The 25,932-nt window shown below is 36.7% G+C and carries 28 protein-coding genes and 1 other annotated feature; of the genes, 25 read left to right on the top strand and 3 right to left on the bottom strand.

Annotated elements, in window-relative coordinates; all coding sequences use genetic code 11:
- Positions 1-215: 215 nt before the first annotated feature.
- From cymR to AC0ONG_RS20680, 7 genes are all read left to right on the top strand, one after another.
- The gene (cymR, locus tag AC0ONG_RS20710; protein ID WP_000704116.1) at positions 216-632 is read left to right on the top strand and encodes a cysteine metabolism transcriptional regulator CymR; all 417 of its coding nucleotides are present in this window, start codon (positions 216-218) and stop codon (positions 630-632) included.
- Positions 633-667: 35 nt separating this feature from the next.
- Positions 668-1,813 (top strand): cysteine desulfurase family protein, encoded by a 1,146-nt coding sequence (locus AC0ONG_RS20705; RefSeq protein ID WP_000439896.1) that lies wholly within the window; start codon positions 668-670, stop codon positions 1,811-1,813.
- Between the two features lie 16 nt (positions 1,814-1,829).
- Entirely contained in the window at positions 1,830-2,945 is a 1,116-nt protein-coding gene (mnmA, locus tag AC0ONG_RS20700; RefSeq protein ID WP_001038011.1) for a tRNA 2-thiouridine(34) synthase MnmA, read from the top strand.
- Positions 2,946-3,054: 109 nt separating this feature from the next.
- A complete protein-coding gene (locus tag AC0ONG_RS20695; protein ID WP_000066406.1) occupies positions 3,055-3,714 on the top strand; it encodes a tetratricopeptide repeat protein in 660 nt (219 codons plus the stop codon).
- Positions 3,715-3,809: 95 nt separating this feature from the next.
- Positions 3,810-6,146, top strand: coding sequence for an SF1B family DNA helicase RecD2 (gene recD2, locus AC0ONG_RS20690; protein WP_000528079.1), 2,337 nt, complete (start codon positions 3,810-3,812; stop codon positions 6,144-6,146).
- A gap of 127 nt (positions 6,147-6,273) precedes the next feature.
- On the top strand, positions 6,274-6,462 hold the full coding sequence (locus AC0ONG_RS20685; RefSeq protein WP_000469281.1) for a hypothetical protein: 189 nt from the start codon (positions 6,274-6,276) through the stop codon (positions 6,460-6,462).
- Positions 6,463-6,480: 18 nt separating this feature from the next.
- Positions 6,481-6,609: a YrzQ family protein gene (locus AC0ONG_RS20680; protein ID WP_001053553.1), complete on the top strand. Its 129-nt coding sequence runs from the start codon at positions 6,481-6,483 to the stop codon at positions 6,607-6,609.
- A 46-nt stretch (positions 6,610-6,655) separates the two neighbouring features.
- Here the strand turns inward: AC0ONG_RS20680 and AC0ONG_RS20675 are convergent, their stop codons facing one another.
- The gene (locus AC0ONG_RS20675; protein ID WP_000242539.1) at positions 6,656-6,868 is read right to left on the bottom strand and encodes a hypothetical protein; all 213 of its coding nucleotides are present in this window, start codon (positions 6,866-6,868) and stop codon (positions 6,656-6,658) included.
- A 176-nt stretch (positions 6,869-7,044) separates the two neighbouring features.
- On the opposite strand from AC0ONG_RS20675, the gene AC0ONG_RS20670 reads away from it, so the two are divergent.
- A complete protein-coding gene (locus AC0ONG_RS20670; protein WP_000793127.1) occupies positions 7,045-8,112 on the top strand; it encodes an AI-2E family transporter in 1,068 nt (355 codons plus the stop codon).
- Positions 8,113-8,156: 44 nt separating this feature from the next.
- On the opposite strand, the gene AC0ONG_RS20665 is transcribed toward AC0ONG_RS20670, so the two are convergent.
- Positions 8,157-8,501, bottom strand: coding sequence for a PH domain-containing protein (locus tag AC0ONG_RS20665; RefSeq protein WP_000209589.1), 345 nt, complete (start codon positions 8,499-8,501; stop codon positions 8,157-8,159).
- A 241-nt stretch (positions 8,502-8,742) separates the two neighbouring features.
- Positions 8,743-8,962: a binding site (T-box leader), on the top strand.
- A gap of 40 nt (positions 8,963-9,002) precedes the next feature.
- Here AC0ONG_RS20665 and alaS point away from each other — a divergent pair.
- The 13 genes from alaS (at position 9,003) to AC0ONG_RS20600 (ending at position 21,942) form a co-directional block, all read left to right on the top strand.
- Positions 9,003-11,645, top strand: coding sequence for an alanine--tRNA ligase (gene alaS, locus AC0ONG_RS20660; protein ID WP_474203878.1), 2,643 nt, complete (start codon positions 9,003-9,005; stop codon positions 11,643-11,645).
- A gap of 76 nt (positions 11,646-11,721) precedes the next feature.
- The gene (locus AC0ONG_RS20655; RefSeq protein WP_000348591.1) at positions 11,722-11,988 is read left to right on the top strand and encodes an IreB family regulatory phosphoprotein; all 267 of its coding nucleotides are present in this window, start codon (positions 11,722-11,724) and stop codon (positions 11,986-11,988) included.
- Between the two features lie 3 nt (positions 11,989-11,991).
- Positions 11,992-12,405 (top strand): Holliday junction resolvase RuvX, encoded by a 414-nt coding sequence (ruvX, locus tag AC0ONG_RS20650; protein ID WP_001221202.1) that lies wholly within the window; start codon positions 11,992-11,994, stop codon positions 12,403-12,405.
- 12 nt (positions 12,406-12,417) lie between these two features.
- Positions 12,418-12,696 carry a DUF1292 domain-containing protein gene (locus AC0ONG_RS20645; protein WP_000392246.1) on the top strand — a complete coding sequence of 93 codons (279 nt, stop codon included), beginning with the start codon at positions 12,418-12,420 and terminating at the stop codon, positions 12,694-12,696.
- Between the two features lie 224 nt (positions 12,697-12,920).
- On the top strand, positions 12,921-13,991 hold the full coding sequence (mltG, locus tag AC0ONG_RS20640; RefSeq protein ID WP_000572127.1) for an endolytic transglycosylase MltG: 1,071 nt from the start codon (positions 12,921-12,923) through the stop codon (positions 13,989-13,991).
- Positions 13,992-14,194: 203 nt separating this feature from the next.
- Complete coding sequence (locus AC0ONG_RS20635) at positions 14,195-14,836, top strand: O-methyltransferase (RefSeq protein WP_000389103.1); 642 nt, start codon at positions 14,195-14,197, stop codon at positions 14,834-14,836.
- 7 nt (positions 14,837-14,843) lie between these two features.
- Positions 14,844-15,773 (top strand): peptidase U32 family protein, encoded by a 930-nt coding sequence (locus tag AC0ONG_RS20630; RefSeq protein ID WP_000742792.1) that lies wholly within the window; start codon positions 14,844-14,846, stop codon positions 15,771-15,773.
- 18 nt (positions 15,774-15,791) lie between these two features.
- On the top strand, positions 15,792-17,072 hold the full coding sequence (locus tag AC0ONG_RS20625; RefSeq protein ID WP_000217970.1) for a peptidase U32 family protein: 1,281 nt from the start codon (positions 15,792-15,794) through the stop codon (positions 17,070-17,072).
- Positions 17,073-17,089: 17 nt separating this feature from the next.
- Positions 17,090-17,728, top strand: a complete 639-nt coding sequence (gene udk, locus AC0ONG_RS20620; protein WP_000537080.1) for a uridine kinase — start codon at positions 17,090-17,092, stop codon at positions 17,726-17,728.
- A gap of 278 nt (positions 17,729-18,006) precedes the next feature.
- The gene (gene greA, locus AC0ONG_RS20615; RefSeq protein WP_014894880.1) at positions 18,007-18,483 is read left to right on the top strand and encodes a transcription elongation factor GreA; all 477 of its coding nucleotides are present in this window, start codon (positions 18,007-18,009) and stop codon (positions 18,481-18,483) included.
- Between the two features lie 156 nt (positions 18,484-18,639).
- Complete coding sequence (locus AC0ONG_RS20610; RefSeq protein ID WP_000680878.1) at positions 18,640-19,320, top strand: hypothetical protein; 681 nt, start codon at positions 18,640-18,642, stop codon at positions 19,318-19,320.
- Positions 19,321-19,408: 88 nt separating this feature from the next.
- The gene (locus AC0ONG_RS20605; RefSeq protein ID WP_016077247.1) at positions 19,409-21,163 is read left to right on the top strand and encodes a peptidoglycan D,D-transpeptidase FtsI family protein; all 1,755 of its coding nucleotides are present in this window, start codon (positions 19,409-19,411) and stop codon (positions 21,161-21,163) included.
- Between the two features lie 116 nt (positions 21,164-21,279).
- On the top strand, positions 21,280-21,942 hold the full coding sequence (locus AC0ONG_RS20600; RefSeq protein WP_000897094.1) for a YrrS family protein: 663 nt from the start codon (positions 21,280-21,282) through the stop codon (positions 21,940-21,942).
- Between the two features lie 35 nt (positions 21,943-21,977).
- Here AC0ONG_RS20600 and AC0ONG_RS20595 read toward each other — a convergent pair whose 3' ends face one another.
- On the bottom strand, positions 21,978-22,193 hold the full coding sequence (locus AC0ONG_RS20595; RefSeq protein WP_000010984.1) for a YrzA family protein: 216 nt from the start codon (positions 22,191-22,193) through the stop codon (positions 21,978-21,980).
- Positions 22,194-22,329: 136 nt separating this feature from the next.
- On the opposite strand from AC0ONG_RS20595, the gene AC0ONG_RS20590 reads away from it, so the two are divergent.
- From AC0ONG_RS20590 to AC0ONG_RS20575, 4 genes are all read left to right on the top strand, one after another.
- Positions 22,330-22,968, top strand: a complete 639-nt coding sequence (locus AC0ONG_RS20590) for a class I SAM-dependent DNA methyltransferase (RefSeq protein ID WP_000536323.1) — start codon at positions 22,330-22,332, stop codon at positions 22,966-22,968.
- A gap of 14 nt (positions 22,969-22,982) precedes the next feature.
- Complete coding sequence (gene mtnN, locus AC0ONG_RS20585) at positions 22,983-23,678, top strand: 5'-methylthioadenosine/S-adenosylhomocysteine nucleosidase (protein WP_474203867.1); 696 nt, start codon at positions 22,983-22,985, stop codon at positions 23,676-23,678.
- Positions 23,679-23,760: 82 nt separating this feature from the next.
- Positions 23,761-24,684: an O-acetylserine dependent cystathionine beta-synthase gene (locus AC0ONG_RS20580; RefSeq protein ID WP_001103877.1), complete on the top strand. Its 924-nt coding sequence runs from the start codon at positions 23,761-23,763 to the stop codon at positions 24,682-24,684.
- Positions 24,685-24,687: 3 nt separating this feature from the next.
- Positions 24,688-25,821, top strand: a complete 1,134-nt coding sequence (locus tag AC0ONG_RS20575; RefSeq protein WP_001201921.1) for a bifunctional cystathionine gamma-lyase/homocysteine desulfhydrase — start codon at positions 24,688-24,690, stop codon at positions 25,819-25,821.
- Positions 25,822-25,932 lie beyond the last annotated feature (111 nt).

Raw genomic sequence — 25,932 nt, 5'->3', positions numbered from 1 at the left:
TATGGGAAAAATGAAGATGAATATTTTCATTTTTCTTTCAATTGTAATAATTCCCGAGTTTTTCAATGTGATTTTATGTTATCATTTTGATACACAAGTTGAAATTTCTTATAATACTATATTATGCTATAATTTCATAGGATTTTAAATTGTGTTCTTTTTATAAATAAGATATAACCAATAGAAGTGAAAATTTGAAAAGAGGTGCAAAATAGATGAAGATTTCAACAAAGGGCCGCTATGGCTTAACAATTATGATCGATCTTGCAAAAAAGTTTGGTGAAGGTCCGATTTCATTAAAATCAATTGCGCAGGCGCATGACTTATCGGAGCATTACTTAGAGCAATTAATTTCACCACTTCGTAACGCTCGTCTTGTGAAGAGTACGCGAGGTGCATATGGCGGATATGTATTATCTGATCAACCAGCTAACATTACAGCTGGGGATGTGATCCGTGTATTAGAGGGACCGATTAGTGTTGTAGAAATGATAGAAGAAGAAGAGCCAGCACAGCGCCAGTTATGGATGCGTGTTCGTGATGCGGTGCAAGAAGTGTTAGATAGTACAACGTTAGAAGATTTAGTACGTTATGAGGAAGAAAATCACGGGGGCTATATGTTTTACATTTAATTCCTTGTGAAACGATTTGGAAAGAAGGAGATTTAATGGAACGCATTTACTTAGATCATGCTGCGACATCTCCGACTCACCCAGAAGTGGTCGAAAAGATGATTCCATATATGACAGAAATATTCGGGAACCCGTCTAGTATTCACTTTTATGGACGTCAAACTCGTCACACAGTAGATGAGGCGAGACGAGTGTGTGCACGCAGTATTCATGCGAATCCGAATGAAATTATATTTACGAGCGGTGGTACAGAAGCTGATAATTTAGCGCTTATAGGTGTAGCACGTGCGAACCGTCATAAAGGTAATCACATTATAACGACGCAAATTGAACATCATGCGATTTTGCATACGTGCGAATTGTTAGAGCGTGAAGGGTTTGAAGTGACATATTTACCTGTCGATGAAACAGGGCGCATTCGAGTTTCTGACATACAAAAGGCATTAACCGAAGAGACGATTCTTGTATCTGTTATGTTTGGGAATAATGAAGTAGGGACAATGCAACCAATTGTAGAAATAGGAAAGCTACTAAAGGAGCATCAAGCTTATTTCCATACAGATGCGGTACAAGCTTATGGTTTGGTAGAAATTGATGTGAAAGAGTTTGGTATTGATTTATTATCCATTTCAGCCCATAAAATTAACGGACCAAAAGGTGTAGGGTTCTTATACGCTGGTGCAAATGTGAAATTTGAGCCGTTATTAATAGGCGGAGAGCAAGAAAGAAAACGCCGTGCTGGTACGGAAAATGTGCCTAGTATTGCTGGGCTTCAGCATGCAATTCTTATTGCTGAAAAAACTCGTGAGCAAAAAAATGCCCAATATGAAGAGTTTAAAGATATAATGGTATCTGTCTTCAAAAATGAAGGCATTACTTTCGAGGTAAACGGAAACTTAGAACATCGCTTACCGCATGTGCTTAATGTAAGTTTTACAGGAATGAACATTGAACCGTTTCTTGTGAACTTAGACCTAGCTGGCATTGCAGTATCAAGTGGTTCTGCTTGTACAGCTGGTTCGATTGATCCATCACATGTATTAGTAGGGATGTTTGGAAAAGACTCCGATCAAATACGTTCATCCGTACGCTTTAGTTTTGGACTTGGAAATACGAAAGAGCAAATTGAAAAAGCGGCGTACGAAACAGTGAAAATCGTGAAGCGATTAACACAAAATTAGCATGGGAGGTGACATGATGAACAAACTACCTCACGAAACACGCGTTGTCATCGGAATGTCCGGTGGCGTCGATTCATCTGTAGCAGCACTTTTATTAAAAGAGCAAGGTTATGATGTAATCGGAATTTTTATGAAAAACTGGGATGATACAGATGAGAATGGTGTCTGCACAGCAACTGAAGATTACAATGATGTAATTGAAGTGTGTAACCAAATCGGTATTCCGTATTATGCAGTAAACTTTGAAAAACAATACTGGGATAAAGTATTTACGTACTTCTTAGATGAGTACCGAGCTGGTCGTACACCAAATCCAGATGTAATGTGTAATAAAGAAATTAAATTTAAAGCATTTTTAGAGCATGCAATTGCGCTTGGTGCTGATTATGTAGCAACAGGCCATTATGCACGCGTTGCTTATATGGACGGCGAATATAAAATGCTTCGCGGCGTTGATGACAATAAAGATCAAACATACTTCTTAAATCAATTAAGCCAAGAGCAATTATCAAAAACAATGTTCCCGTTAGGTGAATTAAAGAAACCGCAAATTCGTGAAATGGCGAAAGAAGCTGGCTTAGCGACAGCGGCGAAAAAAGATAGTACAGGTATTTGCTTCATTGGTGAGCGTAACTTTAAAGATTTCTTAAGTAACTACTTACCAGCGCAACCAGGTGTAATGCAAACATTATCTGGTGAAGTGAAAGGAAAGCATGACGGTTTAATGTACTATACAATTGGACAACGTCATGGACTTGGAATTGGTGGTAACGGTGATCCGTGGTTTGCTGTTGGGAAAAACTTGAAAGAAAACATTTTATATGTTGATCAAGGATTCCATAACGAACTTCTATATGGTGATGAAGTTATTGCTACGAATGTAGGATGGGTAAGTAACAAAGTAAAAGAAACAGAATTTAAGTGCACGGCGAAATTCCGTTATCGTCAAGAAGACAATAAAGTAACGGTTCAAATCGTTGATGAAAATACAGTTCGTATTCTTTGTGATGAGCCAATTCGTGCAATTACACCAGGACAAGCAGTTGTGTTCTATGATGGAGATGAGTGCTTAGGCGGTGCTACAATTGATGAAGTATACCGTAGTGGTAAGAAATTGGATTATTTAGGATAAATGAGAAGCCTCTGCCGATTAGCGGTTAGAGGTTTCTTTTACATAAAGCGAATTTTCGTTCGCTTGGAAAATACATTCTTTGTTATAATTTGTTGTAGAGGTGAAGGACATGTCAAACAAACTTGAAACAGGTATTCAATATATGCAAGAAGGAAATTGGGAAGAAGCAGCTAAAAATTTTACAGAAGCAATCGAAGAAAATCCAAAAGATGCGCTTGGATACATTAATTTTGCAAATTTATTAGACGTATTAGGTGATAGCGAACGAGCGATTTTATTTTATAAACGTGCACTAGAGTTAGATGATAAATCTGCAGCTGCCTATTATGGTTTAGGAAATGTATATTATGGCCAAGAGCAATTTACTGAGGCGAAAGCTGTATTTGAACAAGCAATGCAAGCTGGATTACAATCAGCTGATGTAACATTTATGTTAGGTATCACACATGTACAGCTTGGAAATGATCGTCTTGCACTACCATTCTTACAAAGAGCAACAGAATTAGATGAAAACGATGTGGAAGCTGTATTCCAGTGCGGACTTTGCTTCGCTCGACTAGAACACATTCAAGAGGCGAAACCTTATTTTGAAAAGGTATTAGAAATGGATGAAGAGCATGCAGATGCGTATTACAATTTAGGTGTTGCGTACGTATTTGAGGAAAATAATGAGAAGGCTCTCGCTTTATTTAAGAAAGCAACTGAAATTCAGCCAGATCACTTTTTAGCGGGTAATGGCGTTCGTTTATTAGAGCAAGAAGCTGAATAAGATAAAAATATAGTTTAATGGGTAGTTATCCCTCATCTAAAGAGGTGGGGGATGTACTGCTCATTAAAGTGAAAATATCGGAAAGGAGAGGAAAGATGGGAAATCAACATGCAATGGATTTGTTTGAGGAAGAGAAAAAGTTTATAAAAGCGCAAGTTCTTCATACCATTTTCCACAACGAAGAAAACCTCTATTCCGTTGTCAGTATGAAAGTCATTGAAACGAATGAAACATATGACGAAAAGAAAGTAATGATAAACGGTCATTTTCCCCGCATGCATGAAGATGAAGTGTTTACATTGACAGGTCACTTTAAGGACCATCCAAAGTATGGAAAACAATATATGGTTGAAACATTTAAAAAAGAATTGCCGCAAACAAAAGCAGGTATGGTGCAATATTTAGCGAGTGATTTATTTAAAGGGATAGGAAAGCGTACAGCGGAAAAAATTGTGGATCATCTCGGGGAACATGCTATTTCTAAAATTATGGATGACCCTGAGGCGTTAAATGGTGTTGTTAACAAACAAAAGGCTCAGGAAATATATGAGACAATTGTTGAACATCAAGGATTAGAGAAAGTAATGAGCTTTTTAAATGGTTACGGTTTTGGAACGAAACTTTCTATTAAGATTTACCAGCAATATAAAGAGATGACATTAGAAGTGATTCGTAATAATCCGTATCAACTTATTGAAGAAGTGGACGGGATTGGTTTTGGACGAGCGGATGATATAGGGCGTGCGTTAGGAATATCGGGTAATCACGACGACCGTGTACGAGCGGGATGTTTTTACACATTAGAGAATGTCTCATTGCAACTTGGTCACGTTTATATGAGGAAAGATCAACTTGTAAGAGAAACGATGTCACTTTTAAACAATCAAGAAGGAAGAGTGACTGAGGAAGATATTATAGGTTGTATTGAAACGATGCAAAGTGAAGGGAAAGTCATCATAGAAGAAGAACGAGTGTATTTAGCAACTTTATTCTACTCTGAAAAAGGTGTTGTAAAGTCTATTCGTCGATTGATGAATCAAGAGGAAACACCTTCATTTCCTGAAGCAGAAGTGTTAAAAACATTAGGTGAAATTGAAGAACAGTTAAACGTGCAGTATGCACCGTTTCAGCAAGAAGCGATTCAAACGGCACTTCATAAGCCAATGATGTTATTAACAGGTGGACCAGGAACGGGGAAAACAACTGTTATTAAAGGGATTGTTGAAATGTATGCGTCACTTCACGGATTATCGTTAAATCCGAATGAATACAGTGATGATAATCCATTTCCAATACTATTAACAGCTCCAACAGGAAGAGCAGCGAAGCGGATGAGTGAATCGACAGGACTTCCAGCTTGCACAATTCACCGTTTGCTTGGCTGGACGCCAGAAGGATCTTTCCAGCGTAATGAAACGGATCCTGTCCAAGGTAAGCTCCTTATTATTGATGAATTTTCAATGGTTGATATTTGGCTTGCGAATCAGCTATTTAAGTCGCTACCGACGAACATTCAAGTTATCGTTGTAGGTGATGAAGATCAGTTGCCATCTGTAGGACCTGGACAAGTATTAAAAGATTTATTAAATGCAGGCGCAGTTCCGACAGTGAAGCTTACTGAAATTTATCGTCAAGCAGAAGGCTCATCTGTTATTCAACTTGCCCATGCAATCAAAGACGGCACGCTCCCGCCAGATTTAGCACAAAATAAAAAAGATCGTTCATTTATCAGCTGTACAGGGGCTCAAATTGTTGAGGTTGTGAAAAAAGTTTGCGAAAATGCTAAAACAAAAGGATTTAGTGCAAGGGATGTCCAAGTATTAGCGCCGATGTACCGCGGGCCTGCTGGTATTAATGTATTAAACGAAGCATTGCAACAAGTATTTAATCCGAAGAGGGAAAAGAGTAAAGAAATTGCTTACGGTGATGTTGTATACCGAAGAGGCGATAAAGTACTGCAACTCGTTAATCAGCCAGAGAGCCAGGTGTTTAATGGTGATATTGGAGAAATTGTTTCGGTGTTTTATGCGAAAGAAAACGTTGAGCAACAAGATATGATTATCGTTTCATTTGATGGAATTGAGGTAACGTATACAAAGCCCGATTTAAATCAAATTACGCATGCATATTGTTGTTCCATTCATAAATCACAAGGTAGTGAATTTCCGATTGTTATTATGCCGATCGTGAAAAGTTACAACCGTATGTTACGTCGTAATTTAATTTACACGGGCATTACAAGAAGTAAGAAGTTCCTTATTATTTGCGGGGAGGAAGCAGCTTTCAAATCCGGTGTAAATCGCCTTGATGATGCAATGCGTCAAACAACTTTGGCTAGTCGCTTGCAGGAATCACAAGGAGAAGTACAGATGGTCACAGTTAATGGCGAAGAAATGGACGTGGAAAACATTTCACCGTATGATTTCATGTAACAAGGTGAAATTATATAGTGAAACTTTCAAACGCATAGCGTTGAAAGGCTCCAGCGATGTATAAACGAATGCAGTTTGGACATAATGGCGAATAGAATCTGGGAGACTGTAAGGAGATGAAAGCCATATGTTCATTTGTCCAAATTGCAAAGGGAAAGACATTGGAAAAATAGGTGTCAACCAATTTTATTGCTGGAATTGTTATATCGAATTATCGGTTTCAAAGGGGAAAATCCATACGCATCAAGTTGAGGAAGATGGTTCATTAAGCTCTCTTGATGATTTATTTGATGAGAATGAAAGAACGATCGGATAACGAAAAGGGGGATTTACTTTGAATCTACGCAATTCATTAATCGCATTAGGTGTTGGAGCTGCAGCATATCAATATGCTCGTAAGCAAGATGTATTTTCAAAACGCAATATGAAAAAAGCACGTAAGATGATTAAATCTTACTTATAATCATTTCGATAAAGTGAAAAACTCCCTTATTGACGAGGGAGTTTTTTTATGCGCTCATATGCAAATAAAAAAGTCCGATTTCTGAGAAAAGATAAGATAGACCGTAGCAGCCAACGCCGAGTATTCCATACTGCCATAATTGCTTCGCTTTTTCTTTACGTGAGGAACGAATAAAGAACCCCTTCCAAATACCAAACCCGATACAAATCCATTCAAGAATCATAAAAAGTGCTGATAATCCAAGCATAAACAAAACCATAATTAGCCCTCCTGATTATATTAATTCATGCTGTATTCTCAGGGGTGGTTGTCCTTGTTATGTTATTTATATGTACGTCTTTAAAAAACAGTATGGTCCGTATGAAAAGATTTTAAAAGTTTCGCACATAACCTACCCCATTTATTTTCAAAATAAAGGTGGAGGAGGTTTTTCATGTGAAGAATCTTAAAATCATTTGGATATATCGTTTAGGATTATTATTACTTGTTTTTCTTTGTTTGCTCGTCTTTTTAAAAATTAAGCCACTATGGGCACCGATTATTTTTGTATTTAAAGTAGCAATCACGCCATTTCTTATCGCTTGTTTTATTGCGTATTTATTGCACCCTTTAATTGAAAAAATCCATAAGGAAGGGATGCCCCGTACACTTGCCATTTTGCTTATTTATATCCTTTTCTTTGGCGGAATTGGTTATGGGATTTATAAAGGAACGCCAGTCGTTATTAAACAGTTACAAGAGATTAATGAACAATTTCCGCAGTTTACAAAGATGTACGATTCGTGGATGGATGGCGTTACAGAACAAACAGCGAATTTCCCTTCGTTCATTCATGAAAAGGTGAAACAACTTTTTGTGGGTGTGGAAACGAAGATTCAAGCGCTTTTAAATAAAGTGATGAGTACAGCTCGTGGTGTACTCGATTCATTGCTCATTATTTTCTTAATACCGTTCATTGTATTTTACATATTAAAAGATTATGGTGAGTTTTATCATATCTTTTGGAAACTAGTCCCAAGTAAATGGCGAGGTACGGGGCAAATGCTTGCGAAAGAAATTGATAAGTCACTTGGAAGTTATATTCGAGGACAGTTATTTGTTTGTTTGGTATTAGGGGGAGTATCAGCTCTTTCTTTTTGGTTTATCGGTATGAAATATCCATTATTGCTTGGTATTATTATTGGGGTAACGGATATAATCCCGTACTTCGGCCCTATTTTAGGAGCGATCCCGACGTTAATGATTGCAGCAACAGTATCAACGAGCTTACTTATTAAGGCGGGTATTACGATTGCTATTTTGCAATTTGTGGAAAGTAACATTTTATCGCCTTACATTGTTGGTAAGTCACTTCGTATGCATCCCGTTATTATTATGCTTGCATTACTAGTTGGAGGGGAAGTAGCTGGTATTGTAGGGTTACTAATATCGGTTCCCATCTTAGCAGTTATTCGCACCGTCATTGTTCATGTGAAGCCTCTCTTGAAAAAAGAAGATGTGTAAGTATAGAAGCCCTCTATGTAAGAAATAGAGGGCTAATCGTATATTTATTTAGAAATCTGCTCGTGTATCTTTTGAACGAGGGAGCTCACATCATTTGTTTGAATATGTTTTATTTTTTTCCATTCGTTATCATACATAAATACAATTTGATTGTTGAAAAGACGCTTTTGTTCTTTTAGATTAGAAATTTTTGCGAAAGAGTACTCTTCAAATATTGGATTGTTACTTACATCTGGTCCATAAAAGAATAGCCTTTTGTTCGTTAAAATCAATAGGCCTGGTCTCGCGACGGAACGATAAATAAATATGTCTAATGAACATGCTGCGTAAAGTAATATTGTTTCGTTAGTCGCTAATATGTTTTTAGCTTTGCTAAGTAAGGTTGTCATTGTGATCGCTCCTTTATTTTATTAACAACAATTTAATTATAGCAAAAAAGGTAATATTTATAATTTTTTATAAATTATTCTTGTAAGGAGATTCCGATTTGTTAATAAACGCATAATATATGAAAAGGCTGTTAAGAATGAATAGTAGAATACCTATGATAAATAAGCAATTAATACAATATAAATGATTATCTACATTGACAAACTTAAGAGAATTCTATTATATTTAGTCATATAATACATTAAATCAATGACGGAACAAGTACGTTACAGTCCATTTATAGAGAGAAGCTTCCATATGGCTGAAAGAAGCTTTAAATGAAGGGTAACAGAAAGCTAATCCTGAGAGCAGCTAATCACTGCCGTCTTGCCACGTTACGGCACCATGAGGTGATGAATTGATTGTTATTGTAATCAATTCATAATTAGGGTGGTATCGCGAGTTAACTCTCGTCCCTTTTATAGGGACGGGAGTTTTTTATATTTAAGGAGGAAAATACAATGAAACAACTAACAGGCGCACAAATTCGTCAAATGTTTTTAGACTTTTTCCAAGAAAAAGGACATGCAGTAGAACCTAGTGCATCACTAGTTCCACATGAAGATCCATCTCTTCTATGGATTAATAGTGGTGTAGCTACATTAAAAAAATATTTTGATGGACGTGTAATCCCACAAAATCCACGTATTACAAATGCTCAAAAATCAATTCGTACAAACGATATTGAAAACGTAGGGAAAACAGCTCGTCACCATACATTCTTTGAAATGTTAGGAAACTTCTCAATCGGTGATTACTTCAAAGAAGAAGCAATTACATGGGCTTGGGAATTCTTAACGAGCGACAAATGGATCGGATTCGATAAAGAATTACTATCAGTTACAATCCATCCAGAAGATGAAGAAGCATTCACAATTTGGAATGAAAAAATGGGCGTTCCAAAAGAGCGTATTATCCGCTTAGAAGAAAACTTCTGGGATATTGGTGAAGGACCAAGTGGACCGAATACAGAGATTTTCTATGACCGCGGGGAAGCTTACGGTAATGACTTTAGTGACCCAGAATTATATCCAGGCGGAGAAAACGAGCGTTACTTAGAAGTATGGAACCTTGTATTCTCTCAATTTAACCATAATCCAGACGGTTCATATACACCACTTCCTAAGAAAAACATTGATACAGGGATGGGTCTAGAACGTATGACATCTATCGTTCAAGATGTGCCTACAAACTTTGATACAGACCTATTCATGCCGATGATTGGTGCAACAGAATCAATTTCTGGTGAGAAATATCGTAATGGCGATTTAGAAAAAGATATGGCATTCAAAGTAATTGCTGACCATATCCGTACAGTAACATTCGCTGTTGGTGACGGTGCTCTTCCATCTAACGAAGGTCGTGGTTATGTATTACGTCGCTTATTACGCCGCGCTGTTCGTTATTCGAAGAAATTAAACATTAACCGTCCATTCATGTTTGAATTGGTACCGGTTGTTGGAGAAGTAATGAAAGACTTCTATCCAGAAGTACTTGAAAAGAAAGATTTCATTGCGAAAGTTGTGAAAAATGAAGAAGAGCGTTTCCATGAAACACTTCATGATGGTGAAGCAATTTTAGCTGAAGTTATTGCAAAAGCAAAAGAAGAAAAAACAACTGTTATTTCTGGAGTAGATGCGTTCCGTCTATATGACACATACGGTTTCCCAATCGAATTAACAGAAGAATATGCAGAAGAAGCTGGTATGACAGTTGACCAAGAAGGCTTCGAAAATGAAATGGAAAAACAACGTGAGCGTGCACGTGCTGCTCGTCAAGACGTTGACTCAATGCAAGTTCAAGGCGGTGTACTTGGAGAAGTTAAAGTAGCGAGTGAGTTCGTTGGTTACGGTACAGTTGCAACGGAAAGTAACGTTGTTGTACTTGTGAAAAACGGTGAGTACACAGATAGCTTACAAGCAGGGGAAGAAGGACAGTTAATTCTTGACGTAACACCATTCTACGCTGAGAGCGGTGGACAAATTGCTGACCGTGGTTACCTTCTTGCTGACGGCGTGAAAGTTCTTGTAAAAGACGTACAAAAAGCACCAAATGGTCAAAACTTACACAAAGTAGCTGTGGAAGAAGGCACGTTAACGAAAGATGCAGCTGTGAAAGCTGTTATCGATACGAAAAACCGTAGTAGCGTTGTGAAAAATCATACAGCAACTCACTTACTACACCAAGCATTAAAAGACGTACTTGGAACGCATGTTAATCAAGCAGGTTCTCTTGTAACTTCTGAACGTCTACGCTTTGACTTCTCTCACTTCGGTCAAGTGCAAGCTGACGAATTAGAAAAAATTGAGCGTATGGTAAACGAGAAAATTTGGGAAAGTATTAACGTTGAGATTTCTCAAAAATCAATCGGAGAAGCAAAAGAAATGGGCGCAATGGCATTATTCGGTGAAAAATACGGAGATGTTGTACGCGTTGTACAAGTTGGCGATTACAGCTTAGAGCTTTGCGGTGGTTGTCACGTTGATAATACAGCTTCTATCGGTATTTTCAAAATCGTTGCTGAGTCTGGTATCGGTGCAGGAACTCGTCGTATTGAGGCGGTAACTGGTAAGTCTGCATACGAATTAATGAACGATCAAGTAGGTTTATTAAAAGAAGCAGCAGGAAAAATGAAAACAAATCCGAAAGATATTTTAACAAGAGTTGATGGTCTATTTGCTGAAGTGAAACAACTTCAAAAAGAAAACGAATCTCTTGCTGCGAAATTAAGCAATATTGAAGCTGGAAACTTAACTGATTCTGTAATGACAGTTGATGGTGTGAATGTATTAGCAGCGAAAGTAAATGTTGCAGATATGAACAACTTACGTACGATGATGGATGATCTAAAAAATAAATTAGAGTCAGCAGTTGTTGTATTAGCGTCTGTTAATGACGATAAAGTAAACATCCTAGCAGGTGTAACGAAAGACTTAATTAGCCAAGGTTACCATGCTGGTAAACTTGTGAAAGAAGTAGCTTCTCGTTGCGGCGGTGGCGGTGGTGGCCGTCCTGATATGGCACAAGCAGGTGGTAAAAACCCAGCTCAAGTCGAAGAAGCTTTAGCATTTGTACAAGAGTACGTTAAATCTGTTTCAAAATAAAGAGATAGTAGTGTACAATGGTAGGGAGAGGAGAAGTTCTTCTCCCTATACTTACTATATAAGTGAGGTGCTTGAAATGGACGGTTTTGATAAAACAATGAAGTTTAGCATTCAAGATGAAAAACAGAGTGTCCATGTAAATGATGTACTTTTAACTGTGTATGATGCACTTCAAGAAAAAGGCTATAATCCGATTAACCAAATCGTCGGTTATTTATTAAGTGGAGACCCAGCATACATACCTCGCCATAAAGATGCACGAAGCATCGTTCGTAAGCTTGAACGTGATGAGATCATTGAAGAGCTTGTGAAGTCTTACTTGAAACATCATCGTGAGGAGTAGTTTATGCGGATATTAGGTTTAGATGTAGGTACAAAAACAGTCGGAGTTGCAATGAGCGACGAAATGGGCTGGACAGCACAAGGATTAGAAACAATTAAGATTAACGAAGAACGAGGTCACTTTGGTTTTGATCGTATTTCTGAGTTAGTAAAGCAGTACAATGTGGACAAAATAGTAGTAGGTTTACCTAAAAATATGAATGGTACAATTGGCCCACGTGGTGAAGCGTGCCAACAATTTGCAGAAAACCTACGAGAGCTGTTACAATTAGACGTTGTAATGTGGGACGAGCGTTTGTCGACGATGGCAGCGGAACGTCTACTCATTTCAGCGGATGTAAGCCGTAAGAAGCGAAAACAAGTAATCGATAAGATGGCTGCAGTCGTAATCTTACAAGGATTTTTAGATAGTAAATAAGAGGTGACCAAAATGGAAGAAAATCAAATTACAATTGTAGACGAAAAAGGTAACGAACATTTATGTGAAATTATTTTCACTTTTGATGCTGAAAAATTTGGTAAAAAATCATACGTAGTCTTCTCTCCAATCGGTGAAGTAGACGAAGATGGAGACCAAATTTATGATGCAATGGCTTATGAGCAAAATGAAGAAGAGGGCGGAAGTTTACTTCCAATCGAATCTGAAGAAGAGTGGGAAATGGTACAAGAAATGTTCAACACTCTTGCTGATGAGCAAGAAGCTGAATAATAAGTACTGAAAAGATGGACGACATACAGTCCATCTTTTTTTTGTATTTATATGTAAAATGAAAGATTTTTTGTCGAAACTGTGTAATCCTTTGTAGTATAATGAGACGGATTGTAGAAAAATAAAATGGATACTAAAAAAGATAGGCGAATTTGTTGTGGCTTTCCATCATGCTGTATAGAAACATATACATATGGTCTACAATTGAATAAGGAGGAAGAGTTTTGATAGAGAATCAAGTGAAAAAGAAGCGTAGACGCATCTTTTTATTTTCGATTATTGCACTGCTTTTAGTTTGTGGTTCAGTCTATGCGTATATTTCATCCGCATTAGGACCAGTTGATAGCGGGAATAAAAAAGAGATTGAAGTAGAAATTCCGAAAGGATCATCTACAAGTAAAATTGGAGAAATTTTAGAAGAAAAAGGCGCTGTGAAAAACGGTACAGTTTTTAGTTTTTATACAAAGGCTAAATCGAAAAATTTACAAGCAGGTACATATTTATTAAATCCTTCGATGAATGCTAAAGATGTTATCGAACAAATGTCATCTGGCAACGTGCATCGTCCAGCTCTTTATAAAGTGACGATCAAAGAAGGAGCTCAAGTAACTGAAATTGCAGAAACGATTGCGGCAGAACTAAAGTGGAATAAAGATGATGTTACGCGTCAATTAAACGATAAAGCATTTATTCAAAAAATGCAGCAAAAGTATCCGAAGTTATTAACGGATAAAATCTTTGATAGTAATATTAAATACCCATTAGAAGGTTATTTATATCCTGCGACGTATTCATTTTATAAGAAAGATACGACGTTAGAAGAAATCGTAATTCCGATGCTTGAGAAAACAAATGCAATCATTGTTCAAAATGAGGCAAAAATGAAAGCAAAGAACTGGGATGTTCATCAGCTTTTAACATTATCTTCACTTATTGAAGAAGAGGCAACTGGTTTTACAGATCGTCAAAAGATCTCTAGTGTCTTTTATAATCGTTTAGAGAAAGGTATGCCGCTTCAAACGGATCCAACGGTATTATATGCACTTGGAAAGCATAAACAACGTGTATTATACGAAGATTTAAAGGTCAACTCACCGTACAATACGTATGTTGTAAAAGGATTGCCGGTAGGGCCGATCGCAAACTCTGGTAAACATTCAGTGGAAGCTGCGTTAGAACCTGCGCAAACAGATTATTATTATTTCTTAGCTGCACCAAGTGGTGAAGTGTACTATGCGAAAACATTAGAAGAGCATAATGCATTAAAGCAAAAATACATTACGAAAAAACAGTGAAATGGGGAGGGATAGCGAAAAAAGTCGCACATCCCTCTTTTTTGTGGTAAAATATATCGGGTTAAAAACTGGCAGAAGAATCGTTTTTAATATCAAAACGGGACGTACAAGCTAAGGGTAAAACTGGCTTGTATTTTTATTGCATTCTATGTGGGAAAAGACGTCATAGAGGCACTTCTCCATGTAAATAAGGAGGACCATTTATGGAGGATGCAGTTAACGAGTACCTATTATCATTTATTGATCCGAAAGATAAATTAATTCTTGAAATGGAAGAATATGCAACAGAAAATCATGTGCCGATTATGGATCGACTTGGAATGGAATTTATGCTGCAATTTTTACGTTTAATTGGACCGAAAAGCATTTTAGAACTTGGAACAGCAATCGGTTATTCTAGTATTCGTATGATGCAAGCTATTTCAAATTCACGTATTGTGACAGTTGAGCGCAATCGTGAGCGATATGAAAAAGCACTTGAATATATAGAACGTTCCCCAGTAACAGATCGTATTTCAGTTATTTACGGTGATGCGTTAGAGACAGGTGAACAAGTAAAAGAACACGGGACATTTGACGTTATTTTTATTGATGCAGCAAAAGGACAGTATCGTCGCTTTTTTGACTTATATGAACCGTTATTAAATCCTGGTGGCGTAATTATTTCAGATAATGTTATGTACCATGGTCTTGTAACGACAAAAGAGAAAATTGAAAACAGACGTACACGTGGTTTAATCCGTCGTATTAAGACGTACAATGAGTGGCTTATGAACCATGAAGGATACGATACAACGATTTTCCCAATTGGTGATGGAGTAGCTGTTAGTAAAAAGAGAGGGTGACCAAGGTATGAAGAAACCTGAATTGTTAGTAACGCCAAGAGCGGTGGCGGATATCGAACTTCTTGCGAAAGCAGGAGCAGATGCGGTAATGATCGGTGAGCAAAAGTTTGGTTTACGTTTAGCAGGGGAGTTTTCACGTGAAGATGTAAAACAAACTGTGAAGATTGCACATGAAAATGGTGTGAAAGTATACGTAGCCATGAACGCTATGTTCCACAACGATAAAGTAGAAGAATTAACAGATTACGTTTCATTTTTAAATGAAGTAAATGTAGATGCAATTGTTTTCGGAGATCCAGCAGTATTAATGGCTGTTCGCGAAGTAGCGCCAAATATGCAGTTGCACTGGAATACAGAAACGACAGCAACAAACTGGTTCACTTGTAATTACTGGGGACAAAGAGGAGCGAAGCGCGCTGTATTAGCTCGTGAGCTGAGCTTAGATGAAATTGTTGATTTAAAAGAAAATGCTGAAGTGGAACTAGAAGTACAAATTCACGGTATGACTTGTATGTTCCAATCGAAGCGTTCATTAGTAGGAAATTACTTTGAGTATCAAGGACGTAATCTTGACATTGAAAAGAAAAAATATGAAGAGAATATGTTCTTATATGACCCAGAGCGTAACAATAAATATCCAATTTATGAAGATGAAAATGGTACTCATATTATGAGTCCGAACGATATTTGTTTCATCGATGAATTAGAGGAACTAATCGAAGCTGAAGTTGACAGCTTAAAAATCGATGGTGTACTAAAAAGCTCTGAATACATTATTGAAGTAACGAAGAAATATCGTCAAGCGATTGATTTATGTGTGGAAGATCGTGATGCATATTATGACTTGAAAGATGCTCTATATAAAGAAATAGAAGAAATGCAACCAGTAAATCGTCCGTTAGACACAGGATTCTTCTTTAAAGAAACGGTTTACTAAACGAGGAGGGTGTAGGAAATGACTGTACAAGAAATTTCACGAGTGATCGATGGCAAACGTGTTATTGTGAAGAAACCTGAACTGTTAATCCCTGCGGGTAACTTAGAAAAATTAAAAGTAGCTATCCATTACGGGGCAGATGCTGTATATTTAGGTGGACAAGAATTTGGTCTTCGTTCGAATGCAGGTAATTTTACGCTAGAAGAAATGGCAGAAGGCGTTGAGTTTGCAAAGAAGTATGGAGCAAAAATATACGTAACAACAAATATCTTTGCACATAATGAAAATATGGACGGGCTAGAGGAATATTTAAAAGGGATTGAAAAAGCTGGCGTAACGGGGATTATCGTTGCTGATCCGCTTATCATTGAGACTTGTAAACGTGTAGCGCCTTCTGTTGAGGTGCATTTAAGCACACAGCAATCACTATCCAACTGGAAAGCAGCACAGTATTGGAAAGAAGAGGGTTTACATCGTCTTGTATTAGCTCGTGAAGCAAGCTATGAAGAAATGAAAGAAATCAAAGAAAAAGTGGATATTGAAATTGAAGCATTCGTCCATGGTGCAATGTGTATCGCATATTCAGGAAGATGTACATTAAGTAACCATATGACAGCGCGTGACTCTAATCGTGGCGGTTGTTGCCAATCTTGCCGCTGGGATTATGATTTAGTTCAAACAGTATCACAACATAAAGATGCAAAAGAGCTTCCTCTATTCCAAGAAGAAGATGCTCACTTTGCGATGAGTCCAAAAGATCTAAATTTAATTTTATCAATTCCGAAAATGATTGAAATTGGAATCGATAGCTTAAAGGTAGAAGGACGTATGAAATCAATCCATTACGTAGCGACTGTAGCAACTGTATATCGTAAAGTAATTGATGCTTATTGTGCGGATCCAGATAACTTTGAGTTTAAACAAGAATGGTTAGATGAGCTTGATAAATGTGCAAATCGTGATACAGCTCCTGCATTCTTTGAAGGGGTTCCAGGACATCAAGAGCAAATGTTTGGAAATCATAGTAAGAAAACAACGTATGATTTTGCTGGTTTAGTGTTAGATTATAATGAAGAAACGGGCATCGTAACGATTGAGCAACGTAATCATTTCAAACCAGGACATGAAGTGGAGTTCTTTGGACCAGAAATAGAAAACTTTACGCAAACGGTGGAGAAAATTTGGGATGAGGATGGAAACGAATTAGATGCAGCGAGACATCCGTTGCAAATCGTGAAATTCAAAGTGGATCAACGAGTGTATGTGAATAATATGATGCGCAAAAGCATACTTCAATAAGAAAGAGTGATAGTCGAATGGGGACGAATAAGCCTGTTGTAATTGGAATTGCTGGTGGTTCGGGATCAGGTAAAACGAGTGTAACGAAAGCGATTTTTGACCATTTTAAAGGTCATTCTATTTTAATCTTAGAGCAAGATTATTATTACAAAGATCAAAGCCATTTACCAATGGAAGAGCGTTTAAAAACAAATTATGATCATCCGCTTGCGTTTGATAATGATCTGTTAATTGAACATTTGCAGCAGTTGCTTGCATATGAGCAAATTGATAAGCCTGTATATGACTATACATTGCATACACGTTCAGAAGAAATTATTCCAGTTGAGCCGAAAGATGTAATTATTTTAGAAGGAATTCTTATTTTAGAAGACCCACGTCTTTGCGAGTTAATGGACATTAAATTATTCGTTGATACGGATGCTGACCTTCGTATTCTGCGCCGCATGCAGCGTGATATTAAAGAGCGCGGTCGTACGATGGATTCAGTTATTGATCAGTACGTAACTGTTGTACGTCCAATGCACAATCAATTTATTGAGCCTTCTAAGAAATTTGCGGATATTATTATCCCTGAAGGTGGACAAAACCATGTTGCAATTGATATTATGGTGACAAAAATTGCAACAATTCTTGAACAAAAAGTAAATTTGTAATAGCATAGTAAAAGATATACGGTAGGAAGGGATTTTTTCCCTTCCCATCGAATACAATGAAACATGCAACCTCATCTATATATAGGTGAGGGCATATTTATATCAACTTTCCATACATATCTTCTTTATATAAAGAAGAATTGGAAATACGGGGTTGTATGTGACAACTCCGCTAGTGCAAGGGTACTAGAAACCTCCGCTAACAATGGAAGCGGAGGAGTTTTCATATGGAACTCCTCTTTTTTTCGGGGGATTGGTATATAAAAGGAGTGGAAAATATGTCAACAGAAAAAACATACCCTATGACGCAAGAGGGTAAGCAAAAACTAGAGAACGAACTTGAGCAATTAAAAACAGTAAGACGTAAAGAAGTAGTAGAACGTATTAAAATCGCACGTAGCTTCGGGGACCTTTCTGAGAACTCTGAGTACGATGCAGCAAAAGATGAGCAAGCGTTCGTAGAAGGACGTATTACACAATTAGAAAATATGATTCGTAACGCAGTTATCATTAAAGATAATGGCGAAGTATCTACTGTTGTTACATTAGGTAAAACAGTAACATTTAAAGAATTACCAAACGGAGATGAAGAAGCGTACACAATCGTAGGTAGCGCGGAAGCTGACCCATTTGAAGGAAGAATTTCTAACGATTCTCCAATCGCAAAAAGCTTATTAGGTAAGCAAATTGGTGAGAAAGTAACAATCCAAACACCAGGCGGAGAAATGCAAGTAGAGATTGTCTCTGTAAAATAAAAAAAAGATTCTCCTATCGGGAGAATCTTTTTTTTTGTAGAATGAAAAAAATTGTGTAAACCTTAGAGTAATTCGACAAAAAATGTCAAAAAAACACTTTAAGCTTTGATATCATAATTGGAGAATATAGGTTTTAAAAGGGAAAAGGGGCTAATTATGAAACATAAAATCTTTACAGGATTGGTGTGTAGTATATCCATATTAGGACTTGCTGCATGCGGAACGAATGAAGAAACTACATCATCAAAGGGAGAAAAAGTAAAGCAAGAAGAAAAAAAGGATATTAAAGCAACTGAGAGTTCAAAAGCCTTAGAAAATCCACAAGATAAAAAGGAATTTAATGATTTTGATGTAGCGTATCAATTAGCTATTGTCATGAAAATATTTCAAGATGTAACGATTAAGTATGATTACGCAATTGGAAATCCAGATTATTTATTGCGAGATTCGATGGATCAAAAAACAATAGATGATATGAAGAATATGTTACAAGAACAGGCGAAGAATAATGATAAAATTTTAAAAGATGAAGTGAATCAAGCGTATACATATTTAAAACAATCGAAAGTAAGTAATAAAGATGATATTCAAAAAATAATAGATGCACAAAATAATTATTTACATATTGTAGATAAGATGATTACTTGTATTGATTCTGTAACAGTTGAGAATGCAAAAGAAAAAAGAAATGAAATGGATAATCTTAGTAAGGATTATTTAAAAATAGCGGCTAATGTAACAACCACTGTAATTGAAGTTGCTAAAAACACTGGAGTGAATGAAACTGAATTTAGATCGCTTCTTATGAAATTTTTAGAGAAGCCAAAGAAACAATAATAACCTTATATAATATCTGTTTTTGTTTTGGGGATTGTATAAATAAAATAGTACCTCGTCTAAACTATAATAGACGAGGTGTTTTTTTATGAAAATAAAACGGAGAATTGCAATTGTTTTAATTTGTTTTATGGGCATTATGTTTTTATTGCTTTGTCGTTTAATTCAAATCCAAATTATAGATACAGAATCATTTACTAATCGCAAAATAAATTTAATTGAAAAAAGTGTTACGCAACGTACGCAATCCATTGCAGTAGACGATGGACGTGGGCAGTTTATAGATCGTAATGGTAAAGAAATAGGGGAGGAAAAGTATCCTGTTTTAATTGTTTTTCCATTTTTACAAATAAAAAATGACATGTTAGAGAAAATCGCGCATATCATTGGTGTGTCGAGACAAGAGATCAGAAGACAAATGAAAAATAAAAAAAATGCATTTATACTGCAAGGGGAAACTGCTCCATTTCGAGTGACACGAGAGCAGATGGAGAAGGTGAATCAATTACATGTATTAGGTATTGTAGCAGCTGAAGTGCGATTAAAACAAACTGGGGAGATAAATCATTTAATTGGTGATGTAGGGGAGAACGAAAGAGAATTTCAAAAGCGATATGGAGAAGTGAAAAAAATTTCAAAACAAACGCCGATAGGTATTTCAGGATTACAGCAATCATTTGATGAATTTTTATTGACTGATGGAGAGGCAAAAGTATTGTATCAAGTAGATCGGCAAGGAGAACCAATTTTCGGAAAGCAAGCGAAATATACTTCACCAGGAAATCCATTTTACCCAGTTAGGATTCAAACTACTTTACATAAAGGGTTGCAGCAAAAAGCAGAAGAAGTGATTGAAGCAAATGAAATAAAGAAGGGGGGATTAGTATTACTTGATGTAAAGACAAATGAAATATTAGCGATGGTCAGTAAGCCGTCTTTACAAGTAAGAGATAAGAATTTATATGAGACTACACTTGAAAATCAAATGTTAACGCCACATTTTCCAGGCTCTGTTTTTAAAACAGTAGTTGCAGCTGCAGTCATTGATCAAAAAGTAAATTTGTTTAATCGGACATTTAATTGTAATAAAGATTTATATGGTGAAAACGACCCACAAGTTATGATGGGTACACTTAACTTCAAAGAGAGCTTTGCTAGGAGCTGTAACAGGACATTTTCCGAGTTAGGTAACGAGCTATTACAAAAGGATAGGACGGTGCTAGAAACATACGTAGCAGCTTTAGGAGCAAATGAAAAGGTCGGATGGAAAGGTTCTGTATTTCATACACCTCATTTCGAGCAAATGCCAGAAGAAAAAGGCTCTACTATTTGGGGGAATGAAGAAAACAAAAATAGTAAAAAAGCGGTAGAGCAAACAGCGATTGGACAGAAAGATGTACGTATATCACCTCTAGCAATTGCTAATATGATGGCGACGATTGCGAGGAATGGAAAAAAGATGGAAGTGAAAGCTGTTGAAAAAATAGTATATAAAAATGGAGCGGATTTTTTTACATTTGAGAACCATACGTTACATGGAAAACAGCTTTCGTATGAAACAGTGAAAACATTACAAGAGTTATTAAGAGGCGTTGTAACAAGGGAGAAAGGAACAGGAACGGCATTCCGCTCGTTGCCGCTCAGTGTCGCTGGAAAATCCGGGACAGCGCAAACAGGGAAAGGGACGAGGGTGAATCGCTGGTTTGCAGGTTATTTTCCGTATGAGAATCCAAGATATGCTTTAGTTGTTGTTGATCTAGAGACTGATAACAAAGTGAATAAAGTCACACCTATTTTTAAAGATATGGTAGGAGCAATCTATCAATTGGAGAATGAAAAGTAATCTTGCAATTTATAGTGAATTGTTTTCATTTCATGAAAATATCATTGTAAATGTTCAACCTTTCTAGATTTAATGTTACAATAGCAATTAGGAAAAACTGCATGGAGGTTTGGAGAATGGCAGGAGGATCAAGATTCCAACAGAAACAACAAAAACGTCGTCAAAACGGTGTTTTAAATATTGCAATCGCTATTGTATTACTATTAGTAGCTATTGTAGCATATCAATTGTTCGTTCCTAGTACGAAAGAGCAAGCATCTTCTACTGATAAGAAAGTCTCTCAACAAACAACAAAGAATGAGAAAGCTGGAAAATCAGAAGATAAAGAATCTGCTAAGAAAAAAGAAAAAGAAAAAGAGCAAGCAGAAGCTAAGCAAAAAGCTGAAGAAGAGAAGTTAAAGGCTGAGGAAGAAAAGAAAAAAGCTGAAGAAGAAGCGAAAGCTAACGAGAAAGTATCAGCTGAAAAAACTGTATCCAAGGCAAAAGAGGCTTATACAAAACCTTCTTGGAAAGCTGTAGGAACAGAACAAGGTTCATCACCAGCGATGACGTTTAAACAGGGGTCATCAGATTGGAATGAGATGCAAAGTGCAATTGCTGCAGGTATTGAAGTACCGAAGGAGCAATTAGTATTCCATTTTGTTGGAAGAGACAAAACTGGAAAGAGTAAAGCTTATGGTGACGTTCAAGATAAGCAAAGTGGAAAAAGATATTACGTAAATATTGATTGGGTAGATAATGAGGGCTGGAAACCAGTACTTGTTCAAACTCTAAACTAAAAAAGAGAAGCTCCTTAGGAGCTTCTCTTTTTTAGTTAACGCAATTTCTTTAATTTAAAATGAACAACCGCGCTATAATACGGTCTTTTGCTTTCAGGATCCATAACCATTTGATGTGAGATGTGATGAACTTCAAGCATAAGTGCTTTATTATTATCGATTTGTTCACTAATTTTTCGTTCTAAAGAAGCTAAGTCTCCCGCTTCAAAAAATTCTACTTTATCTTCTAACATTTCAAAGGTAAATGACATGAAGACGGCCCCTCTCCTATGTAATCAACTATAGTGTAACAAAGAAAAGAAGGAAATACCATGTACATTTCAATTGACATTTTTAGAAAGAGGGAATATCATACTGATAAAACCGATAAGAAAAAGGGGAATTTTTATGGGCACAGAATTTAATGGTTTATTTGATGAGTGGGCTCATACGTACGACTCATTCGTACAAGGCGAAGATATACAATATAAAGAAGTTTTCGCCCATTATGAGGATATTCTAGAGGATGTAGTTAACAAGTCATTTGGTAATGTATTAGAATTTGGTGTCGGTACAGGTAATTTAACAAATAAATTATTACTTGCTGGCCGCACAGTTTACGGTATAGAACCGTCGCGTGAAATGCGTATGATTGCAAAAGAGAAATTGCCAAAAGAATTTTCGATTACAGAAGGTGATTTTCTTTCGTTTGAAGTCCCAAATTCAATTGATACCATTGTAAGCACCTATGCATTTCATCATTTAACAGATGATGAAAAAAATGTAGCGGTTGCGAAGTATAGTCAATTGCTAAACAAAGGTGGTAAAATAGTGTTTGCTGATACGATATTTGCAGATCAAGATGCATATGATAAAACTGTTGAAACAGCAAAACAAAGAGGTTTTCACCAGTTAGCAAACGATTTGCAAACGGAATACTATACACGTATTCCAGTTATGCAGACTATTTTTGAAAACAATGGCTTCCATGTAACGTTTACGAGATTAAATCATTTCGTTTGGGTAATGGAGGCAACTAAGCAATAGAAAGAGGGATTAGATTGAGAATTGCTGTAATTGGAGCAATGGAAGAAGAAGTACGTATTTTACGTGACAAATTAGAACAAGCAGAGACAGAAACGGTTGCAGGTTGTGAATTTACGAAAGGACTATTAGCAGGACATGAAGTAATCTTGTTAAAGTCTGGTATTGGTAAAGTAAACGCAGCGATGTCAACGACAATTTTATTAGAAAAATATAAGCCTGAAAAAGTAATTAATACTGGTTCAGCTGGTGGATTCCATCATTCTCTAAACGTTGGTGATGTAGTTATTTCCACTGAAGTTCGTCACCATGACGTAGATGTAACAGCATTTAACTATGAATATGGTCAAGTACCAGGAATGCCGCCTGGATTTAAAGCTGATGAGGCGTTAGTTGCATTAGCTGAGAAATGTATGCAAACTGAAGAAAATATTCAAGTTGTAAAAGGCATGATTGCAACAGGCGATTCATTTATGAGTGATCCGAACCGCGTTGCAGCCATCCGTGATAAATTTGAAAATCTTTATGCGGTAGAAATGGAAGCAGCAGCTGTCGCACAAGTATGCCACCAATATGAAGTTCCGTTTGTTATCATTCGCGCACTTTCTGATATTGCTGGTAAAGAATCAAATGTTTCATTTGATCAGTTTTTAGATCAAGCAGCTCTTCATTCTACAAACTTTATCATAAAAGTGTTAGAAGAGTTAAAGTAATGTAACAAAAAGGCAACTGTCTCATATAAAGAAAATACATACAGTTGCCTTTTCTTTATTGGCAAACAAGGGGGAGAACACGATGAATGTATATCGTGGAGTTCATGAGTTAATTGGTCATACACCAATTGTAGAAATTACTCGTTTTTCACTTCCGAAAGGGGTCCGCTTATTTGCAAAGCTTGAATTTTATAACCCAGGCGGAAGCGTTAAGGATCGTTTAGGAAGAGAATTAATCGAAGATGCGCTAGAAAAAGGGCTTGTTACCCAAGGTGGAACAATTATTGAACCGACTGCTGGGAATACTGGTATTGGACTGGCACTTGCAGCATTAGAACATGATTTACGTGTTATCGTTTGTGTACCAGAGAAATTTAGTATTGAAAAACAAGAATTAATGAAAGCACTAGGTGCAACGGTCGTGCATACACCGACTGAGCAAGGAATGACCGGTGCAATTGCAAAAGCAAAAGAATTAGTAAATGAAATACCGAATTCATACTCTCCAAGTCAGTTTGCGAATGAAGCAAACCCGCGTGCTTATTTCAAAACACTAGGTCCTGAACTTTGGGATGCACTGAATGGAGAGATTAACATATTTGTTGCTGGAGCAGGGACTGGCGGTACGTTTATGGGGACTGCATCTTATTTGAAAGAAAAAAATATAGATATTAAAACAGTTATCGTAGAGCCAGAAGGATCTATTTTAAATGGTGGTAAGGCTGGTTCACATGAGACCGAAGGAATTGGACTGGAATTTATCCCGCCATTTTTGAAGACATCTTATTTTGATGAAATTCATACGATTTCTGATCGAAATGCATTTTTACGAGTGAAAGAATTAGCGCAAAAAGAAGGACTTCTCGTTGGGAGCTCTTCAGGAGCAGCATTTCATGCGAGCTTACTTGAGGCAGAGAAGGCAGCACCAGGTACAAATATTGTAACCATTTTTCCTGATAGTAGTGAGCGCTATTTAAGTAAAGACATATACAAAGGATGGGAATAAAAAATGAGAGCAAAGACAAAGTTAATTCATGGTATTCGCATAGGAGAACCTTCAACTGGATCTGTAAACGTACCGATCTATCAAACAAGTACGTACAAACAAGAAGCGGTTGGTAAGCATCAAGGATATGAATATTCACGTACAGGTAACCCAACACGTGCAGCTTTAGAAGAAATGATTGCCGTATTAGAAAATGGTCATGCTGGATTTGCATTCGGTTCTGGAATGGCTGCTATTACAGCGACAATTATGTTGTTCTCAAAAGGTGACCACGTTATTTTAACAGATGATGTTTATGGTGGAACGTATCGTGTTATTACGAAAGTATTAAACCGCTTCGGTATTGAACATACATTTGTAGACACAACAAACTTAGAGGAAGTTGTAGAAGCAATTCGTCCAAATACGAAAGCGATCTATGTGGAAACACCAACGAACCCATTACTAAAAATTACTGATATTAAGAAAATATCTACTCTTGCTAAAGAGAAAGATTTATTAACAATTATTGATAATACATTCATGACGCCATATTGGCAGTCGCCGATTTCTTTAGGAGCAGACATTGTACTTCATAGTGCAACGAAATATTTAGGAGGTCATAGTGACGTAGTTGCAGGTCTAGTAGTGGTAAATAGCCCACAACTAGCAGAAGACCTTCACTTTGTACAAAACTCAACAGGAGGTATTCTTGGACCACAAGATAGCTTCTTACTACTTCGCGGTTTAAAAACATTGGGAATTCGTATGGAAGAACATGAAACGAATTCACGCGCTATTGCTGAATTTTTAAATAATCATCCAAAAGTAAATAAAGTATATTACCCAGGTCTTGAATCACATCAAAACCACGAATTAGCAACAGAACAAGCAAATGGATTTGGTGCTATTATTTCGTTTGATGTAGATAGTGAGGAAACATTAAATAAAGTACTTGAGAAACTGCAATACTTTACACTTGCTGAAAGCCTAGGAGCAGTAGAAAGTTTAATTTCTATCCCATCTCAAATGACACATGCATCAATCCCAGCAGATCGCCGTAAAGAATTAGGAATTACAGATACATTAATTCGTATTTCTGTCGGTATTGAAGATGGTGAAGATTTAATTGAAGATTTAGCACAAGCGCTAGCATAATAAAAATGCACTGCTAATGTGGAGCAGTGCATTTTTATTATGTTAATTTGTGAAATTTTTCACAAATTAGACATACACAAATGAAATGAATTCATGTATATTGAATTCATG

This window comes from Bacillus sp. TCT6 (assembly GCF_056033845.1).
The sequence above is the reverse complement of the archived record's forward strand: the minus strand, read 5'-3'. Positions and strand labels throughout refer to the sequence as shown.